The following is an 18,106-nucleotide window of genomic DNA, read 5'->3' as shown; positions in this document are numbered from 1 at the left end:
GCGTTTTTTTTTGCGGGGCGGAACGTCGCCGTGTCGGTCAGCCTTCCAGCGTCGCGTTCAGGCTGATGCGTGCGTTGAGTACCTTGGACACCGGGCAGCCTTCCTTCGCCTGGTTGGCGATCTGCTGGAACTGCGCATCGTCCGCACCCGGAATGCGGGCCTTGAGGGTCAGGTCGATCGCGGTGATGCTGAAGCCCTCGCCGTCCTTGTCCAGGGTCACCTCGGCGCGGGTCTCGATGCGCTCGGCGGTGAGGCCGGCCTGGCCGAGCATCATCGACAGGGCCATGGAGAAGCAGCCGGCATGGGCGGCACCGATCAGTTCTTCCGGATTGGTTCCGGGTGCGCCTTCGAAACGGGTGTTGAAGCCATAGGGGTTGTCCTTCAAGGCACCGCTTTCGGTGCTGATGGTGCCCTTTCCATCTTTCAGGCCGCCTTGCCAGACGGCGGAAGCGCTCTTCTTCATGTTCGGTCCTCGCGTGGGTGGGTGGATGGTCAGCGCACCGCTCAGCGAGGCTGTTCCGCCGCCAGAATCGCGCTGGCCAGCTCCATGTCGGTCGCCTGCAGCTGCGGCTGTTCGCTACGCAGTTGCTGCAGCATCGCTTCCAGATACGGACCACGGATCTCGCCATTGCTGGCAACGAAGGTGCCGGCATCCTCACGGGCCGGAATCACCAGCTTGTTGTCCTTGAACGTCAGGTAGGTGGACGCCGTGGTCGCGCCCGAGGACAGGATGTCACGTACCAGGCCATCGGCCATGGCACTGCCGAGCGGCGCCAGGGCCAGGGCGAATGCGGCGATAAATGTCTTGCGCATGAGCGGAAACCTCCTTGCTATCGTCCTCTGTTGAGAGTGCGAGCCGTTGCGCAGAGTTCCGGTTGCCGCTCAGACGCCCGTGTCGATGAGGCTGCGGATGCGCGCCGCGAGGATGTCGATGCTGAACGGCTTGGCGAGGATATCCATGCCGGGGCCGATGAAGTCGTTGCGCATTTCGTCGTCCGGCACGTACCCGGTGATGAACAGCACCTTCAGCTCCGGGCGATGCTGCCTGGCGCTTTCCACCAGCTGCCGACCGTTGAGCCCGGGCAGACCGAAGTCGCTGACCAGCAGATCGAGGCGCTGATCGCCGTGCAGGTAGGGCAGCGCACTGGTCGCATCGCAGGCTTCCAGCACCTGGTAGCCGAGCTCCTGCAGTACTTCCACCACCAGCATGCGTACCGCCGCTTCGTCCTCCACCACCAGTACGATCTCGCCACTTCTGGCACCTGGCATGTCGGTCGCTTGCGCCGGCCCGGGCTGGGCCTGGTCGTCGCTCAGATTGCGTGGCAGATAGAGCGTGACCCGGGTGCCTTCGCCGAGGGCGCTATCGATGCGTACATGGCCGCCGGTCTGCTTGGCGAAGCCGTAGACCATCGACAGGCCAAGGCCGGTGCCCTGGCCGATCGGCTTGGTGGTGAAGAACGGATCGAACGCCTTGGCGATGGTCTGCGCCGACATGCCGGCACCGTTGTCGGTGACGCAGAGCACCACGTAGTCGCCGGGCTCCGGCGCGTCGGGCTGGTGCTGCTCGATGCGCTGGTTTTCGGTGTGTACGCCGAGGCGGCCGCCGTTGGGCATGGCATCGCGGGCATTGATCACCAGATTGAGCAGGGCGTTCTCCAGCTGATGACCGTCGGTGTAGGCGAGCCAGGCATCGGCCTGCAGGTCCACTTCCAGCTGGATGTGCTCGCCCATGGTGCGGCGCAGCATGTCTTCCATCGACACCACCAGCATGTTCACGTCCACCGGTTTGGGGTCCAGCGACTGGCGCCGGGCAAAGGCCAGCAGGCGATGGGTCAGCGCCGCGGCGCGGTTGGCCGAGGTGGTGGCGGCGTCGATGTAGCGGTCCAGGTCGCCGGTGCTGCCGCTGGCAACGCGGCGCTGGATGAGGTCCAGCGAGCCGAGCACGCCGGTCAGCATGTTGTTGAAGTCATGGGCCAGGCCGCCGGTCAGCTGGCCGATGGCTTCCATCTTCTGCGCATGGCGCAGTGCTTCCTCGGCGCGTTCGCGTTCGGCCATCTCGATATGCAGGCGGCTGTTGATCGCCGCCAGCTCGCGGGTACGTTCGGCCACGCGCCGTTCCAGGCTTTCGTTGAGTTCGCGCAGGGCTTCTTCGGCGGCAACCTGGGCCGTCACGTCGGTGTTGGTTCCGAACCAGTGGGTAACCTGGCCGAAGTCGTCGCGAATGGGCAGCGCCCGGGAGAGGAACCAGCGGTACTTGCCGTCCTTGCCGCGCAACGGGAAGGTCTCCTCCCAGATGGAGCCGATGGCGAAGGCACGCTTCATCGAGGCGCTGACCCGCTCGTGATGATCGGGATGGTTGACCGCGCGCCAACCCAGCGCGCGCATGGCCTCGCTGGTGGTGCCGGTGTAGTCGTACCAGCGCTTGTTGTACCAGTAGATGCGCCCGGCGGGGTCGGCCATCCAGGCGAACTGGCTCATGTTGTCGGCCAGGGTGCGGAACTGCTCTTCGCTCTCACGCAATGCGCGTTCGGCGCGCATGCGTTCGTCGGCGGTCCAGGCGCGGTCGGCCACTTCGCGGATGAACGAAATGTCCTCGTCGAGCCAGGCGCGCGGCTGCTCCTCGAGCAGCATCATCACGGCGGAGATGCGGCCCTGCTCGAACAGTGGCACGCAGACGATGCTGCGGATCAGGCTTTCGGCGAAGTTCTCGGCGTGGCTGGCGGTGCGGGCGTCATGCAGCACGTCCTCGATGACCACCAGTTCGTTTTCCTGCAGGTCGTAGAAGAAGTCCCCGTAATCGGCGAAATAGACCATCTCATTGCTGCTGTCGGAACCGCCGTCGCTCCAGTAGCGCTCGATGGTGGCGCTCTGGCTGGAGGCGTCGACACTGGCGAACAGCACCCGCGATACGCCGATGGTCCGGCCGATCACGCTGACGGCGGCATGGGCGATGGTCTGGCTGTCGTGCTGTTCGCGCAGCAGGTCGCCCAGTTCGATCAGCGCCGTCTGCCGCTGCTCGGCCTGCTGACGATCCTTGATCTGCTCTTCGAGCATCTCGTTCATGCGCAACATGCGCTCGGCGGCGTTGCGTTCGGCAGTGATGTTGCGCGCCGTACCGAGGATGCGGACCTCGCCGCTGGGGTCGAGCAGCCGGCGGCCACGGTTGGCCAGCCAGACGAAGTCGTCGATGCGGGTGTCGTAGATTCGGTAGTCGAGCTGGAACTCGCCGTCGCCCTCACCGGCCAGGGTTTCACCCAGCGCCCGGATCAGCTTGCCGCGATCGTCCGGATGCACCCGTGCCAGCACCTCATGCACATCCAGCCCCGGCTGCTCGGGTGGTATGCCGGCCATCGCCTTGAGCTGGGCGTCCCAGTGCAGGGAATGCTGATGGTCGCGGTACTCCCACACGCCGATTGAGGCGATCTCGTTGGCCAGGCTGATGCGCTGTTCCGCCTCGCGCAACGCCTTGTTGGCGCGGATGCGCTCGGCACTGCTGCGCAGCCGTTCGAGAACTTCACGCACCAGGGTGACGTCATCGCCGGTCCAGGCTTGCGCCTGGCCTCGCATGAACAGCAACACCAGCGGCTGGGTGCCGATCGTCGGTAACTCGGCCATCAGCAGCCCCGTGCTGGCCAGCCGCTCGTGCAGCCCAGGTTGCGACTCATCCGGGTCGAGTATGACCAGATGCTCGCGGCGCAGGCGCTCGGTCAGCGTCGCGCCGTCCGCCAGGGCGTGCCGGCCGAGCCGGCTCGGTGTACCTGGCGCCAACCATTGTTGCTGTACCACCAGTGCATCCTGTTCCACGCAGGCCCAGGCGATGCAGTCGCTGCGTGTCAGACGTGCCAGGCGTTCATCCAGTACGCAGCAGAGGTCCACCTGTTCGCTGTTGGCCTGCAGGCAGTCGCTCAGTTCCAGCAGGAACGCCTGCAGGGCCTGGTGCTGGGTGCGCTCGCTGATGTCGCTGAAGGTGCAGATCGCCCCCTGCAGTTCGCCGTCACGGAAGATCGGTGCGACCCGGTATTCGACGGGCAGGCTGCTGCCATCGACGCGGAAGAACAGCTCGTGTTCCACATGCCGCGGCTGACCGGTGACCGCCGTATGCTGGATCGGACACTCCTGCACCGGATAGGGGCTGCCATCGGGGCGACTGTGGTGGATCACATGGTGCAGGTGCCTGCCCAGTACCTCTTCACGGCTGGCGAAGCCGAGAATCTTGAGAAAGGCGTCGTTGCACAGGGTAACGGCGCCGTTGCGGTCGATGGAGTAGAAGCCTTCATTGGCCGAATCCAGCAGCAGGCGGGTAAAGGCCTCGCTCTCCAGTCGCTGCATTTCCGAACGCCGGCGGCTGTCGATGTCCTGGGCGACACAGACCCAGCGCAGCAGCTGTCCGTCGGCGTCGTAGGTAGGCGCCGCGTTGGCCTGGAACCAGCGCAGGTTGCCGTCGACATCGCGCAGCGGCAGCTCCAGCTTGAAGGGCAGCTCCCGGCGCAATGCGGCTTGCCATTGCTCGGCGACGCGCTGGCGATCACTGGTCGACACAGCGGCCAGCCAGCCTTCGCCGGTGGAGCTCGCCTCGCCGAGCCCGGTGAACTCGCACCAGTAGCTGTTGCAAAAGGTGAGGCCACCCGCGGCATCGCATTGCCAGATGATCTGCGGGCTGAGGTCGACCAGGGCGCGGTAGCGCTCCTCGGTTTCGCGCGCCGCCGCCTGCTGCTGACGGGATTCGGTCAGGTCGCGCAGGATCTTGACGAAGCCCTGCGTCTGGCCGTCGTGCAGCAGTGGCGTGAGGATGCCGCTGGCCCAGAAGCGTGAGCCGTCCTTGCGCAGATGCCAGCGTTCGTCGCCGGCACGCCCCTGCTCCAGCGCCGTGCGCATTTCGGCCTGGGGGACCTGTGCGGTGCGATCGGCTTCGCTGAAGATGCACGCCACGTCACGGCCGATGGCTTCCTCCGACGACCAGCCCAGCAGCCGCTGCGCACCGCTGTTCCAGCTGGTGATGCGGCCCTGCAGGTCGGTGGCGAGAATGGCGTAATCCTGGGCGCTGTCGATGATCTGCCGGCTGCGTTCCTGCTCGCCGCGCAGTCTGCTGAGCTCCAGCAGGGCCATGACCTGGCGCGCCACCGCCAGCAGCTGAGTGCCCTGGCGCGGCGTGAGTTCGCGGGGCTGGTGGTCAAAGACGCTCAAGGTGCCCAGTGGCAGCCCGTCACTGCTGCGCAGGATCACCGCGGCGTAGAAACCGGTGGTCTGGCCATCGGCCAGCCGCGGCAGTTCGAACTGGGCGAGGGTGTCGGTATGGGGGAGAACCAGCGCGCCTTCCTGACGGATCGCCCAGGCCGACGGTGACCGTTCGCGCACGACAGCTTCGCGCTCCAGTGCGAACGCAGCCATGCAATGCTGGTACTGGTCGTCGACGAAATGAATCGCTGCCGCCGGACAGGCGCAGAGATCTGCAGCCATGGCGGCCAGCGCCTCGAGGTCCGTTATGCACAGAGCGTCGAGCGCGGTGTAGCGAGCCAATGCGATCAGCCGTTCAGCTTCATTCCAGGTCGCTGCGGGAGCGCAGTGTTCGGCGTTCAAAGTGTCCTGCTCGGCTATCCATGGCACTGAGTAATTCAGACGGTTTCGGTAGTTAAGCACCCGGCAGCGGCGGTCGTTGTCGAGTGGTCAGCAAAAGACTACGCCGAGGTCGCGAGGTTCAGACGGCGGGTAACAAAACTCCCGACGAACGGAGCACGTCGAAGTCACCCGAATCGCGCATTCAGCGGGCCGCGTCCAGGGCCCGCAGCAAGGCTGCATCGCGCTTGTAGATGTCCGGGCGGTAGCGGGGCAGGCCGCTGTCGTCGGCATCCGCCGTCCAGTAGGCCATCAGGATCGGTGTCTGCCGGGCGAGCCGGTATTCGTGGGTCTCGCCGCTTTGCAACAGCCTGGCGACGGTGTCCCGCTCGTCCTCCTCGAGCAGCAGATCGACCAGCTGCAGGGCGGACTCGACCCGTACGCAGCCGGAGCTGACCGCGCGGGCGGCACGTTCGAACAGCGGCTTGCTCGGCGTGTCGTGCAGGTACACCGAAAACGGATTGGCGAAGCGGATCGCCACCTGGCCGAGAGGGTTGGCCGGGCCGGCGTCCTGGCGCAGCAGGATGCCGCGCGGGTTGGCCCAGTCCACGGCGTAGGGGTCCACGGCATTGCCTTGGGCGTCGATCACGCGCATCTGGTGGCGCGCCAGGTAGGCGATGTCCTCGCGAATCAGCGGCAGCTTGTCTTGCTTGAGAATGGTTGGCGGCACGGTCCAGGTGGGGTTAAGGGTGAGGCGTGAGATCCGCGATTTCAGCAGCGGAGTCTGCCGCGCCTCGCGGCCGACCTGGGTGCGCGTCTGCCAGAACGGGCAGCTGTCGCGGAAATAGATCAGCCGTGCCCCGGCGATGTCCACCAGCAGCGATTGCGGCTCGAGGTCGCGGCTGATCCAGCGCAGGCGCTCGAGGTTGATGCGCAACTGATCGAGGCGGCTGGCCGGGCTGACATTGAGCGCCACCAGGGTGGCGGCGCCGACGACGCCATCGGCCTCAAGCCCGTGCTGCAGCTGGAAGCCACGTACGGCCTCGACCAGTTCGTCGTCGTAGCGCAGGTCCAGCGCGGGCGTGCTGCCGGCACCGGCGAGCAGCAGTTCGCGCAGCAGCGGGCTGCGCTCGTCACGCATTCCGGGGCGCAGCGTCGGGCCGCTCGGCAACGGGCGCCAGGCCGGCAGGGCTGCCTGGCGCTGCCTGGCATAGGCCGCACGCAGGTCGCGGTACAGGGCGTGCGGCGGGCGCGCGCGATCGAATGCCCCAGGCAGATCGGTGAGGCCCTGCACGGCGATCTGCAGAAGCCGCTGGCGATCATCCGCCTCCGGCGCATCCGGGCTGCGCCAGATGGGTTCGATGTCCGCCTGTCGCAGCCGTCCGCGGGCCAGGTGGTGCAGCGCTTGGAGGTAGGCCTGGCTGGCAAGCAGGTCGTCGCATTCGGGCCGGCGTGGGGAAGACGCGACCGGGTAGAGCTGCTCGCGTATCCGCTCCGGCTGGTAGTAGGCAGGGTCCAGGCCGTCGTCGGCCAGCTGCGCGAGCTGCTGCAGCAGGCCTTCGAGCAGGGAGCGGGAGGTCCAGGCGGGCTGGAACTGGCGGGCCTGGTAGAACGCGTTCAGGTGTTCGCTAATCGCGGACCTGACCGGCAGCTGCGGGCAGCTCTGCGGCAGGCCTTCCAGCACGCTTTGCAATGTCGCCTGCTGGGCGGAGGCAGACGTGGCGAGGGCCAGGCCGGAGGCGAGGCATAGCCAGATGGCCAGACGGGATGCACATTTTCTGAACAACGTTTCGCTCCAGACCGCTGCGGTGGCTGCTAGACTGCGCCGCTATAGGGCTGCGGCTCCGGCATCGACCGGTGACCGTTCGGACCATAAGAACATATCGTGCCGGACATGTGGGCTTCACTCGTCCCGGCTTCGTCGCGCTGCTGCATTGGGTAGCGAGTATAAGGCGCCGACCAGACAGGAAGTCGTCAGGTCGTGCCCGTGGGGTTGCTTGTGATGATTTCAGTGCTTCGACGTGCCTGCCTGGCGGCGGGCCTTCTCGTCTTCGCCGCGCCGCTCTGGGCGGCCACCGCCACCTATCAGCCGATGGTCGACAGCCTGGCGCGGCTGGCGCCCAAGCTGGACCGGCAGGTCCTGACCCACGCGGTCGCAGCGATGCAGTGCGCGGTCAACAATGGCGCCGGAGCCGCGCAGCGTCTGGCGGTGATCGATTATTCACTGCCTTCCAGCGAGAAACGCCTGTGGATCTTCGACCTGGAGAGGGAGCAGCTGTTGCTCGAGGACCTGGTCGCTCACGGGCAGAAATCCGGCGATAACCACGCCACGCGTTTCTCCAATGCGGTGGGCAGCCACCAGTCCAGCATCGGCCTGTTTCGCACTGCCGAAAGCTACAGCGGCAAGCACGGCTACTCGCTGCGCATGGACGGGCTGGAGCCGGGCATCAACGACCGCGCCCGTGAGCGCGCCATCGTCATTCACCCTGCCGACTACGTGAACCCCTCCTGGATCGCTACCCAAGGCCGCATCGGCCGCAGCCAGGGCTGTCCGGCGGTTCGGCCCGAGGTGGCACGGATTGTGGTCGACAGCCTCAAGGGTGGCCAGTTCATGTTCTCCTGGTACCCGGACCAGCAGTGGTTGCAGTCCTCGGCCTACCTCAACTGCAAGCCCAATCAGGTGGCGAGCATCCTCGCGGCGCGATCGGACGGCTGAATCGTCGTTCCGCATGCAGGCAGGCGCCTCAGATCGTTCGGTGCTGCGCTGAGCGGTTCGCGGCCGAGGCCGCTCTTACAGCGCCCGCTTGAATGGGCTACTTCTGCTCGCTCTGCGGCGTCACCCGCAACACTTCCTCGACGGTAGTCAGGCCGGCAGCGATCTTCTGCGCGCCGGACAGGCGCAGGCTGCGCATACCGTCCTTGAACGCCTGGCGACGCAGGGCGACGATATCGGTATCGGCGGTGATCAGCGGCTTGATCGCGTCATTGAGCAGCATGATCTCGTAGACACCGGCACGCCCGCGATAACCGGTGTCCCGGCATTCCAGGCAGCCGACCGCCCGTTGCGCGGTGCTCGGTAGCGGGGCGTTCCAGGGTTTAGTCAATGCACTCCAGTCGTCTGCATCGAGCTGCATCGGCGCCTTGCAGTGCGGGCACAGCGTGCGCACCAGGCGCTGCGCCATGACGCCGAGCAGGGTGGCCTTGAGCAGGTAATGCGGCACGCCCAGCTCCAGCAGGCGGGTGATGGCACTGGGCGCGTCGTTGGTATGCAGCGTGGAGAGCACCAGGTGGCCGGTCAGCGCGGCCTGGATGGCCATCTCCGCGGTTTCCAGGTCGCGAATCTCGCCGACCATGATGATGTCCGGGTCCTGACGCATCAGCGCGCGCACGCCGCTGGCGAAGGTCAGGTCGATGTTGTGCTGCACCTGCATCTGGTTGAAGGCGCCTTCGATCATCTCGATCGGGTCCTCGATGGTGCAGACGTTCACCTCCGGCGTCGCCAGCTGCTTGAGCGTGGTGTAGAGGGTGGTGGTCTTGCCCGAACCGGTCGGCCCGGTGACCAGGATGATGCCGTTGGGCTGGCTGGTCATGCTTTGCCAGCGACGCAGATCATCGGCGGAAAAGCCCAGCTGGTCGAAGCCCTTGAGCAGCACCTCGGGGTCGAAGATGCGCATCACCATCTTCTCGCCGAAGGCGGTCGGCAGTGTCGACAGGCGCAGCTCCACCTCGCCGCCATCCGGCGTCTTGGTCTTGACCCGACCATCCTGCGGCTTGCGCTTCTCGGCCACGTTCATGCGGCCGAGGGATTTCAGCCGGCTGACCACCGCCATCGTTACCTGCGGTGGGAACTGATAGACGTTGTGCAGCACGCCATCGATGCGAAAGCGCACGGTGCCCTGCTCGCGGCGCGGTTCGATGTGAATGTCGCTGGCGCGCTGCTGGAAGGCGTACTGGAACAGCCAGTCGACGATATTGACGATGTGCGAGTCGTTGGCGTCCGGCTCCTGATCGCTGGCGCCGAGGTTGAGCAGCTGCTCGAAGTTGCCGACGCCGCTGATCTTCTGATCCGTGCTGCTGGCACCGCTGACCGACTTGGCCAGGCGGTAGAACTCGACGGTGAAGCGTTGAATGTCCGTCGGGTTGGCCACCACACGCTTGATCGGCCGCTTGAGCACGTGGGTCAGGTTGGCTTCCCAACCGTGCACGAAAGGCTGGCTGCTGGCGATGGTCACGGCGCTGGCATCCACCGCCACGGCCAGAATGCTGTGGCGCTGGGCGAAGGCGTAGGACATCAGTGGAGTGACGGCGGCGACGTCGATCTTCAGCGGATCGATGCGCAGGTAAGGCTGGCCGGCACGTTCGGCCAGCCAGACGGTGAGGGTTTCCAGATCGAGCTTCTTGCCCGGCCGCTGCAGGTCGTCAAGCTGCTGGGCGGCGAGGAATTCCAGCGGATGCTGCTGGTTGGCCACCGCGCTGCGGCGTACCGTCAGGCACTGCTCGGCGCTGTCCTGCGCGACCCGCCCCTGGGCAACCAGCTCGCGCAACAGGTCGGCAAGATCGAGAGGGCGGTCCTGGGTGGGCGAGTTCAGCACGGACATGGTGTTCCTTCGACGTGGCGCGCAAAAATCCAAGCTTGCCGTTAAACACCCGGCGTTGTCTGCCGTCGGGGTTCAACTTTGCGCAGCGTTATGCCGTTATTTTTCCAGCAGCTTCCAGGCCTTGAGCGTCCATACCCGATGGGCCTGCTCGACGCGTTGCTCGCGCGCTGCTTCGTCCAGCGGCTGACGGGCCATTTCGTGGAGCTTGGCCAGTTCGCCGTAGAGACGGTCGGTTTCCGGCAGCTCCAGCACGCCGCGCGCCAGGTGCAGCCATACCAGCATGCGCTCCATGCGTGGGCTCTGCTCGGCCAGGTCTTCCGGCTGCTGCTGGTAGCGCGGTAACTGCAGAGCCTTGGCTTCTTCGGCCAGCAGGTGCGGCAGCCATTTGCCCAGCTCGGCGGCACCCTGGCGATCGCCACGGGCGTTGCGGCCTTGGGTCCAGCTGCGTTGCAGCAGCCAGAGGGACGCCTTGAGCGACAGCAGGCCCCAGCGGGTCTGACCCAGTTCCTCGGTGAACTGCGTCGGTGCGGCCTTGCGCACCCCCTCATCGTCCTGACCGGCTTCGACTCGCGGACGCCAGTCCTGGATCAGCATATCGAGCAGTTCGCGCAGCTCTCGGCTGCTGGCACGTGGGGCGGCCTGGCCGAGGCTGCCGAGCAGGGCGCGCAGTTCGACGAGCTGCTGCAGCCATTCGCCCAGCAGCTTCCAGCGGCCATTGAAGCGGTACTGCTCGGCCAGTCGCTGGCTATTGCCGAGCAGCTGCCAGCCAAGCGCGACGACGGCATCGTCCAGCGGCATGCTCGCCACCAGTTCGGGTACGGGCAGCTGCAGGCTGTAGCCATCGGCGTCATACAGGCGGTAGCCGCGTTCGGCCTTGCTGATGTCGCAGGGCATCAGCGGCAGGTCGGCGGCCAGTTCGGCGGCCAGTTCCAGCAGCGCTTCGGGCTCGCCCTGGCGCAGTTCCAGCTCCAGCTCGCAGATCTCCTCGGACTGCTTGCCGGCCTTGACCTGGCCCAGGTCCAGTGCGGCTTCGATGACGACCCTGGTCTTTCCGCGGCCCCAGGCGATCTCGGCCTTCTCGCGGACGAAATCGGTGGTGAAGATCGGTTTCAGGGTCTTCTTGTCCAGGTCGGCGAGGCTGGCCGGCCAGCAGTCATCGCCGAGCTTCTTGATGTCCAGCTTGGCCTTGTCCAGGTACCAGTCCCACTCGTTGCGTTCGGACAGGCCGGCGACGCTCTGGCCGCGGCTTTTCAGGGTCTGGATGAACTGCTCGCCGTCGCGCCGCAGGCGCAACGCCACGCGGGCATGAGCCAGATCGCGCTCGGCGGTGTCGTAATACTGGTTGAACAGCTCATGGCGCGACCAGCCGCTCTTGTTGCGCTTCTTCAGCAGCGGATGTTCGCGCAGGGCGAGCAGGGTCTCGCGGCTGGCGCGTAGCTTGATTTCGGTTTCTTTCTGCATGGTGCCGACTGGGTGCCTATGATGTGTTGATGTTGCAGCCTGATGACGCACGGTAGCAGGCGTGATGGCCTGTCCGTATACTTGCCGCCTCTTTCAAGCCGGGGCCATACCCTATGCCAGTCAATCCTTTCGTCAGCTTGTTCGGACGTTCGCCAATCGGCCCGATGCAGCAGCATATGGCCAAGTCGCATGAATGTGCAGCGAACCTGGTGCCGCTGTTCCAGGCGGTAATGGCCGAGGACTGGGAAAAGGTCGAGCAGATCCAGCAGCAGATGGCGCAGCTGGAGAACGAGGCCGACAAACTGAAGAAGAGCGTACGCCAGCACCTGCCCAAGAGCCTGTTCCTGCCGGTGCCGCGCTCCGATCTGCTTGATCTGCTGAGTGTACAGGACAAGATCGCCAACCGCGCCAAGGACATCGCCGGCCTGATGCTGGGTCGCTGCATGACGATCCCGCAGCCGCTGCAGCCGCAGATGCTGGCCTATGTACAACGCACCGTCGACGCCAGCGCTCAGGCGCTCAAGGCGCTCAAGGAACTGGATTCGTTGCTGGAAACCGGTTTCAGTGGCCGCGAAGCCACACTCGTCGAAAAGATGGTCGAGGAGCTCGAGGAGATCGAGCGCGAAACCGACCGCATGCAGATCACGGTACGCCGTGCGCTGTTCAATCTGGAAAAGGACCTGCCAGCAGTCGACGTGATCTTTCTCTACAAGATCATCGAATGGATCGGTGATGTAGCCGACCGCGCCGAGCGCGTCGGCAACCGTCTGGAACAATTGCTGGCGCGCTGAGGCGCCAGCGTCCTTTCTGGGTTCAACAGGTAGTTTTCCTTATGTCTCTTATTGCGGATTACGGCTTCGTACTCCTGATTCTCGCCTGCGCATTCGGTTTCTTCATGGCCTGGGGTGTCGGTGCCAACGACGTCGCCAACGCCATGGGCACTTCGGTGGGTTCCCGTGCGTTGACCATCAAGCAGGCGATCATCGTGGCGATGATCTTCGAGTTCTGCGGCGCCTACCTGGCCGGTGGCGAGGTTACCGAGACGATCAAGAACGGCATCGTCGATGCCGAGGTCATCTCGCCCGATCTGATGGTGCTGGGCATGATGTCGGCGCTGCTGGCGGCTGGTACCTGGCTGATGATCGCGACGATGAAGGGCTGGCCGGTTTCCACGACGCATTCGATCATCGGCGCCGTCATCGGCTTCGCTGCTGTCGGCGTATCCACCGATGCGGTGCACTGGGAGGCTATCGGGCCGATCGTCGCCAGCTGGGTGGTCACGCCAATGCTTTCGGGGGTCGTCGCCTTCGGCCTGTTCATGAGCGTGCAGAAACTGATCATCAACACCGATCATCCCTTCGAAAACGCCAAACGCTTCGTCCCGCTGTACATGTTTCTCACCGGTTTCATGGTCGCCCTGATGACGGTGACCAAAGGTCTCAAGCATGTCGGTCTGCACCTGAGCAGCCAGCAGGGCGTGGTCATCGCCTTCGGCATCGGCCTGCTGGTAGCTCTGCTCGGCGTGGCACTGCTCAGCCGTATCAAGCTGGACGTGGAGGCGGACAAGACCTTCCACTTCGCCAGCGTGGAGAAGGTCTTCGCCGTGCTGATGATCTTCACCGCGTGTTCGATGGCCTTCGCCCATGGTGCCAACGACGTCGCCAACGCCGTCGGCCCGCTGGCCGCCATCGTCGGTGTGATCGAATCCGGTGGTGCTGCCGACATCGCCGCCAAGTCCGCAGTGCCGGGCTGGGTGCTGCTGCTGGGCGCGCTCGGTATCGTCATCGGTCTGGCCACCTACGGCTACAAGGTGATCGCCACCATCGGCAAGGAAATCACCGAGCTGACCCCGAGCCGTGGCTTCGCCGCCGAACTGGCCACCGCGACCACCGTGGTCGGCGCCTCGGCCATCGGCCTGCCGGTTTCCACCACCCATACGCTGGTGGGTGCCGTGCTTGGCATTGGTATCGCCCGCGGTATCGGTGCGCTGAACCTGGGCGTGGTCGGTTCGATCTTCATGTCCTGGCTGATCACCCTGCCGGCCGGCGCCTTCCTCGCGATCGTCTTCTTCACCGTGCTCAAGTTCATCTTTACCTGAGTCGAGCCGACGCGATCGACGCCCCGCCTCGGCGGGGCGTTTTCGTTTGCGGGTCCCGCCGTCGCGCGTTTCGTGCTTCACTGCACCTTCGTTCCGATCGCATCACGGGAGGTCACCGGTGCCCATTCCTTCGCTCAAGGAGCAGTTCGCCGCGCTCATTGCCGCGCCCTCCGTCAGTTGCACGCAGCCTGGCTGGGATCAGAGCAACCGTCCGGTGATCGAGCTGCTGGCCGCCTGGCTCGGCGAGCTGGGCTTCGCCTGCGAGACGCCGGAGGTCGCGCCCGGCAAATTCAATCTGCTGGCCAGCTACGGCAGCGGTCCCGGTGGCCTGGTGCTGGCCGGACACAGCGACACCGTGCCGTTCGATGGTGAACTGTGGACGGCCGATCCGCTGCGCCTTCGCGAGGCCGATGATCGCTGGTACGGGCTCGGCAGTTGCGACATGAAGGGCTTCTTTGCACTGATCATCGAGGCGGTACGGCCTTTGCTGGAGCAGCCGTTCCGTCGTCCGCTGCTGATCCTTGCCACCTGCGACGAAGAAAGCTCGATGTCCGGTGCCCGCGCCCTGGCCGCAGCCGGCCAGCCGCTCGGCCGCGCGGCGCTGATCGGCGAACCCACGGGGCTGAGGCCGGTGCGTCTGCACAAGGGCATCATGATGGAGCGCATCGACATCCTCGGGCAGAGCGGACATTCTTCCAACCCCGCCTATGGCCACAGCGCGCTGGAAGCCATGCACGGCGTGATCGGCGAGATGATGACGCTGCGTCGGCAGTGGCAGGCCGAGTACGACAATCCGCTGTTCGACGTGCCCAAGCCGACCCTCAACTTCGGCTGCATCCACGGCGGCGACAACCCCAACCGCATCTGCGGGCAATGCGCGCTGGAGTTCGACCTGCGCCCGCTGCCGGGCATGGACCCGCAGCAGCTGCGCGGGATCATTCGCCAGCGCCTGCAGCCGCTGGCCGAGCAGCACCAGGTGAAGATCGACCTGGCGCCGCTGTTTCCGGCGGTGCCACCCTTCGAACAGCCGGCCGAAAGCGAGCTGGTGCGCCTGGCCGAGCGCCTCACCGGGCACCGTGCCGAGGCGGTGGCGTTTGCCACCGAAGCGCCTTATCTTCAGCAGCTCGGCTGCGAGACCCTGGTGCTCGGCCCCGGCGACATCGCCTGCGCGCACCAGCCCGACGAGTACCTGCAGCTCGAGCGCATCGAACCGACCGTGCAGCTGCTGCGTCGGATGATTGAGCACTACTGCCTGCAACCCCAGGCCTGACCGGCCGCCCACCCGACGAACAAGACCTGCCACAAAGGCTTTTCCATGCACGACTACGTCACCTGGCTCCGCGATTCCTCGCCCTACATCAACTCGCACCGTGATCGCACCTTCGTCGTCATGCTGCCGGGCGACGGCGTGGAGCATGCCAACTTCGCCAATATCGTCCACGACCTGGTGCTGCTGCACAGCCTTGGCGTGCGCCTGGTGCTGGTGTTCGGTTCGCGGCCGCAGATCGAGGCGCGGCTGGCGGCGCGCGGTATCACGCCGCGCTTCCACCGCGACCTGCGCATCACCGACGGTCCGACCATGGAATGCGTGATCGATGCCGTCGGCCAGCTGCGCATCGCCCTGGAGGCGCGGCTTTCCATGGATAAGGCCGCTTCGCCCATGCAGGGCGCACGCCTGCGGGTGGCCAGCGGCAACTTCGTCACCGCGCGACCGATCGGCGTGCTCGATGGCGTTGACCTGCACCACACCGGCGAGGTGCGGCGCATCGATCGCAAGGGCATCGGTCGACTGCTGGACGAGCGCACCATCGTGCTGCTCTCGCCGCTGGGCTACTCCCCCACCGGAGAGATCTTCAACCTGGCCTGCGAGGACGTCGCCACCCGCGCCGCCATCGATCTGCAGGCCGACAAACTGGTGCTCTACGGCGCCGAGACCGGCCTGCTCGACGAAAGCGGCAAGCTGGTGCGTGAGCTGCGTCCGCAGCAGATCCCGGCCTATGTCGAGCGCCTCGGCAGCCAGTACCAGGCCGAGCTGCTGGATGCGGCGGCGCAGGCCTGCCGCGGCGGCGTGCGGCGTAGCCACGTGGTCAGCTATGTCGACGACGGTGCGCTGCTCAACGAACTGTTCACCCGCGACGGCGCGGGCACGCTGGTGACCCAGGAGCAGTTCGAGCAACTGCGCGAGGCGACCATCGAGGATGTCGGTGGGCTGATCGACTTGATCACCCCGTTGGAAGAGCAGGGCATTCTGGTGCGGCGCTCACGCGAGGTTCTGGAACGCGAGGTCGAGCAGTTCAGCATCGTCGAGCGCGACGGGTTGATCATCGCCTGCGCAGCGCTCTATCCGATCGCCGACTCGGATGCCGGCGAGCTGGCCTGCCTGGCGGTCAATCCGGAATACCGTCATGGCGGGCGCGGCGACGAGTTGCTCGAACGCATCGAGGAACGTGCCCGGGCGCTGGGGCTGAAGAAGCTGATCGTGCTCACCACGCGTACCGCGCACTGGTTCCAGGAGCGCGGCTTCGAGCCCATCAGCGTCGACCGTCTGCCGGCCGCGCGGGCCTCGCTGTACAACTTCCAGCGGAATTCGAAGATCTTCGAAAAGCCGCTCTGAACCGAAGGCGGGCCCATGGGCCCGCCTTTTCCGTCAGTGCAGGGGCAGTTCGACCGTTCCGCTCAGTTGCACGGTACTCGGTACGCGGGAGAAGCTCAGCGTGTACTGGGGATGGAAGCCATAAAGCATCAGCCCCACTTGATCGCCGTGATTGAGGCGCGTGCTGACGCCGATCAGCTCGGTCTGTCGGCTGCCGACTCCGCGCAGCGGTAGCACCTGATCGTTCAGCAGTTCGGTGCGGCCGCTGCCCATGCGCTTCACGCCAATGCCGACGAACACGCGCGGATCCAGCTTGCCGAGACCTTCCATTTTGAAGTCTGCCAGGGGAATGCCTGCCAGGGTCTGCTCGCCGCTGGCCTGGTACAGCGGCACGAAGCGTGGAGCGGTACCGAGTTCGGCGATCAGATGCGGAGGCAGCGTGGTGACCAGTTCGGTGAGGATCTTACTGACCTGATCCGGACTGCCGGAACCGATGCCGCTCAGCGCCCCGAGCAGCACGCGTGCCGCGTCTGCCGAGACGCGGCTGAGGACGTCCGACAGCGTCGCGGGATCGAGCTTGCGCAGCAGGTTCAGCACCAGATCGATGGACGGCGGACCGACCAGCAGACTGCCGCTCTGCGTGGCGAAGCGCTGGCCGCCGCGCATGACCTCATCGCCAATCACGCCGTGCTCGTTGCCTTGAGTGAAGCACACCCGCGGCATCTCGATGCGCTGTTGCAGCTTGCGCAGCTTGCCATCGAGAAAGCCATACGCCAGATCAGCGACCTGATGGTCCTGCGCGCCGCAGCGCACCCGGGCGGCCACCGAGCCGATCTGGCCGATCTGCAGGCCCGGCAGTACATGGCCACCGTCGGACATCAGCAGATAGGCATCATTGCCGGCTTCGCGCAGGCAGTCGTAGTTCCACACCGCCTCGTTGCCGTTGAACAGGGTGTCGTTGATGCCCTGAATGATGAAGGCATCCACCCGTGGCGTGTTCATGCCACAGAATGCCCCGAGGCCGTGACCGGCCAGGCGCTGGCGGGTACTTTCGTCGACGTTGCCGCCTAGCGACTGGGCGTAGGCCTGCGTGACCCAGGGCGCCTGGTCGTCGATCGCGATCGCGCTGAGGAAGGTCAGCCAGAGGGTTTTCGGCACCGTGCCGGGCGTCAGGCTGTAGGACAGGTCATTCCAGGTGATCATCGGCACCAGCGCATCGAAGCGCGGATCGACACCTGCGCCGATCAGCTGGAAGCCGCCGCCGTAGCTCAGACCGATGCCACCCACCAGCGGGTCGCCACGCAGATAGGCCAAATGCGGCGTCAGCGCGCCCTCGGCCCAGTCGAGCAGGGTCTTGATGTCACGGCCTTCTATCTGAGGATCCTGAACATTGGCCCGACCGCCGCTTTCGCCGAACCCGCGCTGGTCGAATGTCATGACGAAGTAGCCGTTTTCCCAGGCCTTGCGTGCCGTGGCGGTAAGCGAGTCGTTTTCGCTGAGATCGGTGGAGCGGCTGCCGCCCCAGCCATGACTGTACATCAGCAGTGGCGCGGCCTGGCCTTTGCTCAGTGCAGGCTGGAAGACGGTGACTGCTATCGGGGTGCCATCGAAGGATGTGATGGTCAGGTCGTAGCGCAGGGCCGAGAGTGCCGGTCCGCCGCCGCTGATCGCACCGGCGATCGGGGGGCTGGCGGCGTCGACGGTTGCAGGCTGGCTCAAACCCAGCAGACCACCCAACAGGACGGCGACAGATGTGCCACGCAGGCGGCGCAGCATCCAATGCAGGGACATAACGCACCTCTT

12 protein-coding genes are annotated in these 18,106 nt (G+C 65.7%); 5 read left to right on the top strand and 7 right to left on the bottom strand.

The genetic code is table 11. From position 1 onward, the window contains the following. Nucleotides 1-37 precede the first annotated feature (37 nt). The 4 genes from P5703_RS20700 to P5703_RS20685 form a co-directional block, all read right to left on the bottom strand. A complete protein-coding gene (locus tag P5703_RS20700; protein ID WP_013981424.1) occupies nucleotides 38-463 on the bottom strand; it encodes an OsmC family protein in 426 nt (141 codons plus the stop codon). Nucleotides 464-504: 41 nt separating this feature from the next. Beyond that, nucleotides 505-813 (bottom strand): DUF2388 domain-containing protein, encoded by a 309-nt coding sequence (locus P5703_RS20695; protein ID WP_011911504.1) that lies wholly within the window; start codon nucleotides 811-813, stop codon nucleotides 505-507. 69 nt (nucleotides 814-882) lie between these two features. Continuing rightward, a complete protein-coding gene (locus tag P5703_RS20690) occupies nucleotides 883-5,577 on the bottom strand; it encodes a PAS domain S-box protein (protein ID WP_285589456.1) in 4,695 nt (1,564 codons plus the stop codon). A gap of 181 nt (nucleotides 5,578-5,758) precedes the next feature. After that, on the bottom strand, nucleotides 5,759-7,339 hold the full coding sequence (locus tag P5703_RS20685; RefSeq protein WP_197861123.1) for a L,D-transpeptidase family protein: 1,581 nt from the start codon (nucleotides 7,337-7,339) through the stop codon (nucleotides 5,759-5,761). A gap of 216 nt (nucleotides 7,340-7,555) precedes the next feature. On the opposite strand from P5703_RS20685, the gene P5703_RS20680 reads away from it, so the two are divergent. After that, nucleotides 7,556-8,269 carry a murein L,D-transpeptidase catalytic domain family protein gene (locus P5703_RS20680; protein ID WP_125919211.1) on the top strand — a complete coding sequence of 238 codons (714 nt, stop codon included), beginning with the start codon at nucleotides 7,556-7,558 and terminating at the stop codon, nucleotides 8,267-8,269. A 97-nt stretch (nucleotides 8,270-8,366) separates the two neighbouring features. Here the strand turns inward: P5703_RS20680 and tfpB are convergent, their stop codons facing one another. Together tfpB and P5703_RS20670 are read right to left on the bottom strand one after the other, a co-directional pair. After that, complete coding sequence (gene tfpB, locus P5703_RS20675; RefSeq protein WP_013981428.1) at nucleotides 8,367-10,151, bottom strand: type IV pilus assembly ATPase TfpB; 1,785 nt, start codon at nucleotides 10,149-10,151, stop codon at nucleotides 8,367-8,369. A 96-nt stretch (nucleotides 10,152-10,247) separates the two neighbouring features. Further along, nucleotides 10,248-11,612 carry a CYTH domain-containing protein gene (locus P5703_RS20670; RefSeq protein WP_270067048.1) on the bottom strand — a complete coding sequence of 455 codons (1,365 nt, stop codon included), beginning with the start codon at nucleotides 11,610-11,612 and terminating at the stop codon, nucleotides 10,248-10,250. Nucleotides 11,613-11,725: 113 nt separating this feature from the next. Here P5703_RS20670 and P5703_RS20665 point away from each other — a divergent pair, with 113 nt between their 5' ends. From P5703_RS20665 to argA, 4 genes are all read left to right on the top strand, one after another. Further along, entirely contained in the window at nucleotides 11,726-12,403 is a 678-nt protein-coding gene (locus tag P5703_RS20665) for a TIGR00153 family protein (RefSeq protein ID WP_015278654.1), read from the top strand. Nucleotides 12,404-12,444: 41 nt separating this feature from the next. Further along, nucleotides 12,445-13,710 (top strand): inorganic phosphate transporter, encoded by a 1,266-nt coding sequence (locus P5703_RS20660; protein ID WP_014595539.1) that lies wholly within the window; start codon nucleotides 12,445-12,447, stop codon nucleotides 13,708-13,710. A gap of 118 nt (nucleotides 13,711-13,828) precedes the next feature. Beyond that, nucleotides 13,829-14,980, top strand: coding sequence for an acetylornithine deacetylase (gene argE, locus P5703_RS20655; protein WP_011911512.1), 1,152 nt, complete (start codon nucleotides 13,829-13,831; stop codon nucleotides 14,978-14,980). A gap of 45 nt (nucleotides 14,981-15,025) precedes the next feature. Then, nucleotides 15,026-16,324 (top strand): amino-acid N-acetyltransferase, encoded by a 1,299-nt coding sequence (argA, locus tag P5703_RS20650; protein ID WP_013981432.1) that lies wholly within the window; start codon nucleotides 15,026-15,028, stop codon nucleotides 16,322-16,324. A 33-nt stretch (nucleotides 16,325-16,357) separates the two neighbouring features. On the opposite strand, the gene P5703_RS20645 is transcribed toward argA, so the two are convergent. Next, on the bottom strand, nucleotides 16,358-18,094 hold the full coding sequence (locus P5703_RS20645; RefSeq protein WP_265661339.1) for an alpha/beta hydrolase: 1,737 nt from the start codon (nucleotides 18,092-18,094) through the stop codon (nucleotides 16,358-16,360). Nucleotides 18,095-18,106: the final 12 nt, after the last annotated feature.

The sequence above is a fragment of the Stutzerimonas sp. FeSN7 genome, from assembly GCF_030263795.1.
In the GTDB taxonomy this organism is placed as follows: Bacteria; Pseudomonadota; Gammaproteobacteria; order Pseudomonadales; family Pseudomonadaceae; genus Stutzerimonas; species Stutzerimonas stutzeri.
This window is presented reverse-complemented; position numbering and strand designations above follow the sequence as displayed.

Bases quoted from the DNA above. Each gene is read 5' to 3' on its own strand.
- argA (WP_013981432.1), top strand. From the start codon at position 15,026: ATGCACGACTACGTCACCTGGCTCCGCGATTCCTCGCCCTACATCAAC.
- tfpB (WP_013981428.1), bottom strand. From the start codon at position 10,151: ATGTCCGTGCTGAACTCGCCCACCCAGGACCGCCCTCTCGATCTTGCC.
- P5703_RS20700 (WP_013981424.1), bottom strand. From the start codon at position 463: ATGAAGAAGAGCGCTTCCGCCGTCTGGCAAGGCGGCCTGAAAGATGGA.
- P5703_RS20645 (WP_265661339.1), bottom strand. From the start codon at position 18,094: ATGTCCCTGCATTGGATGCTGCGCCGCCTGCGTGGCACATCTGTCGCC.
- P5703_RS20695 (WP_011911504.1), bottom strand. From the start codon at position 813: ATGCGCAAGACATTTATCGCCGCATTCGCCCTGGCCCTGGCGCCGCTC.
- P5703_RS20665 (WP_015278654.1), top strand. From the start codon at position 11,726: ATGCCAGTCAATCCTTTCGTCAGCTTGTTCGGACGTTCGCCAATCGGC.
- P5703_RS20670 (WP_270067048.1), bottom strand. From the start codon at position 11,612: ATGCAGAAAGAAACCGAAATCAAGCTACGCGCCAGCCGCGAGACCCTG.
- P5703_RS20680 (WP_125919211.1), top strand. From the start codon at position 7,556: ATGATTTCAGTGCTTCGACGTGCCTGCCTGGCGGCGGGCCTTCTCGTC.
- P5703_RS20660 (WP_014595539.1), top strand. From the start codon at position 12,445: ATGTCTCTTATTGCGGATTACGGCTTCGTACTCCTGATTCTCGCCTGC.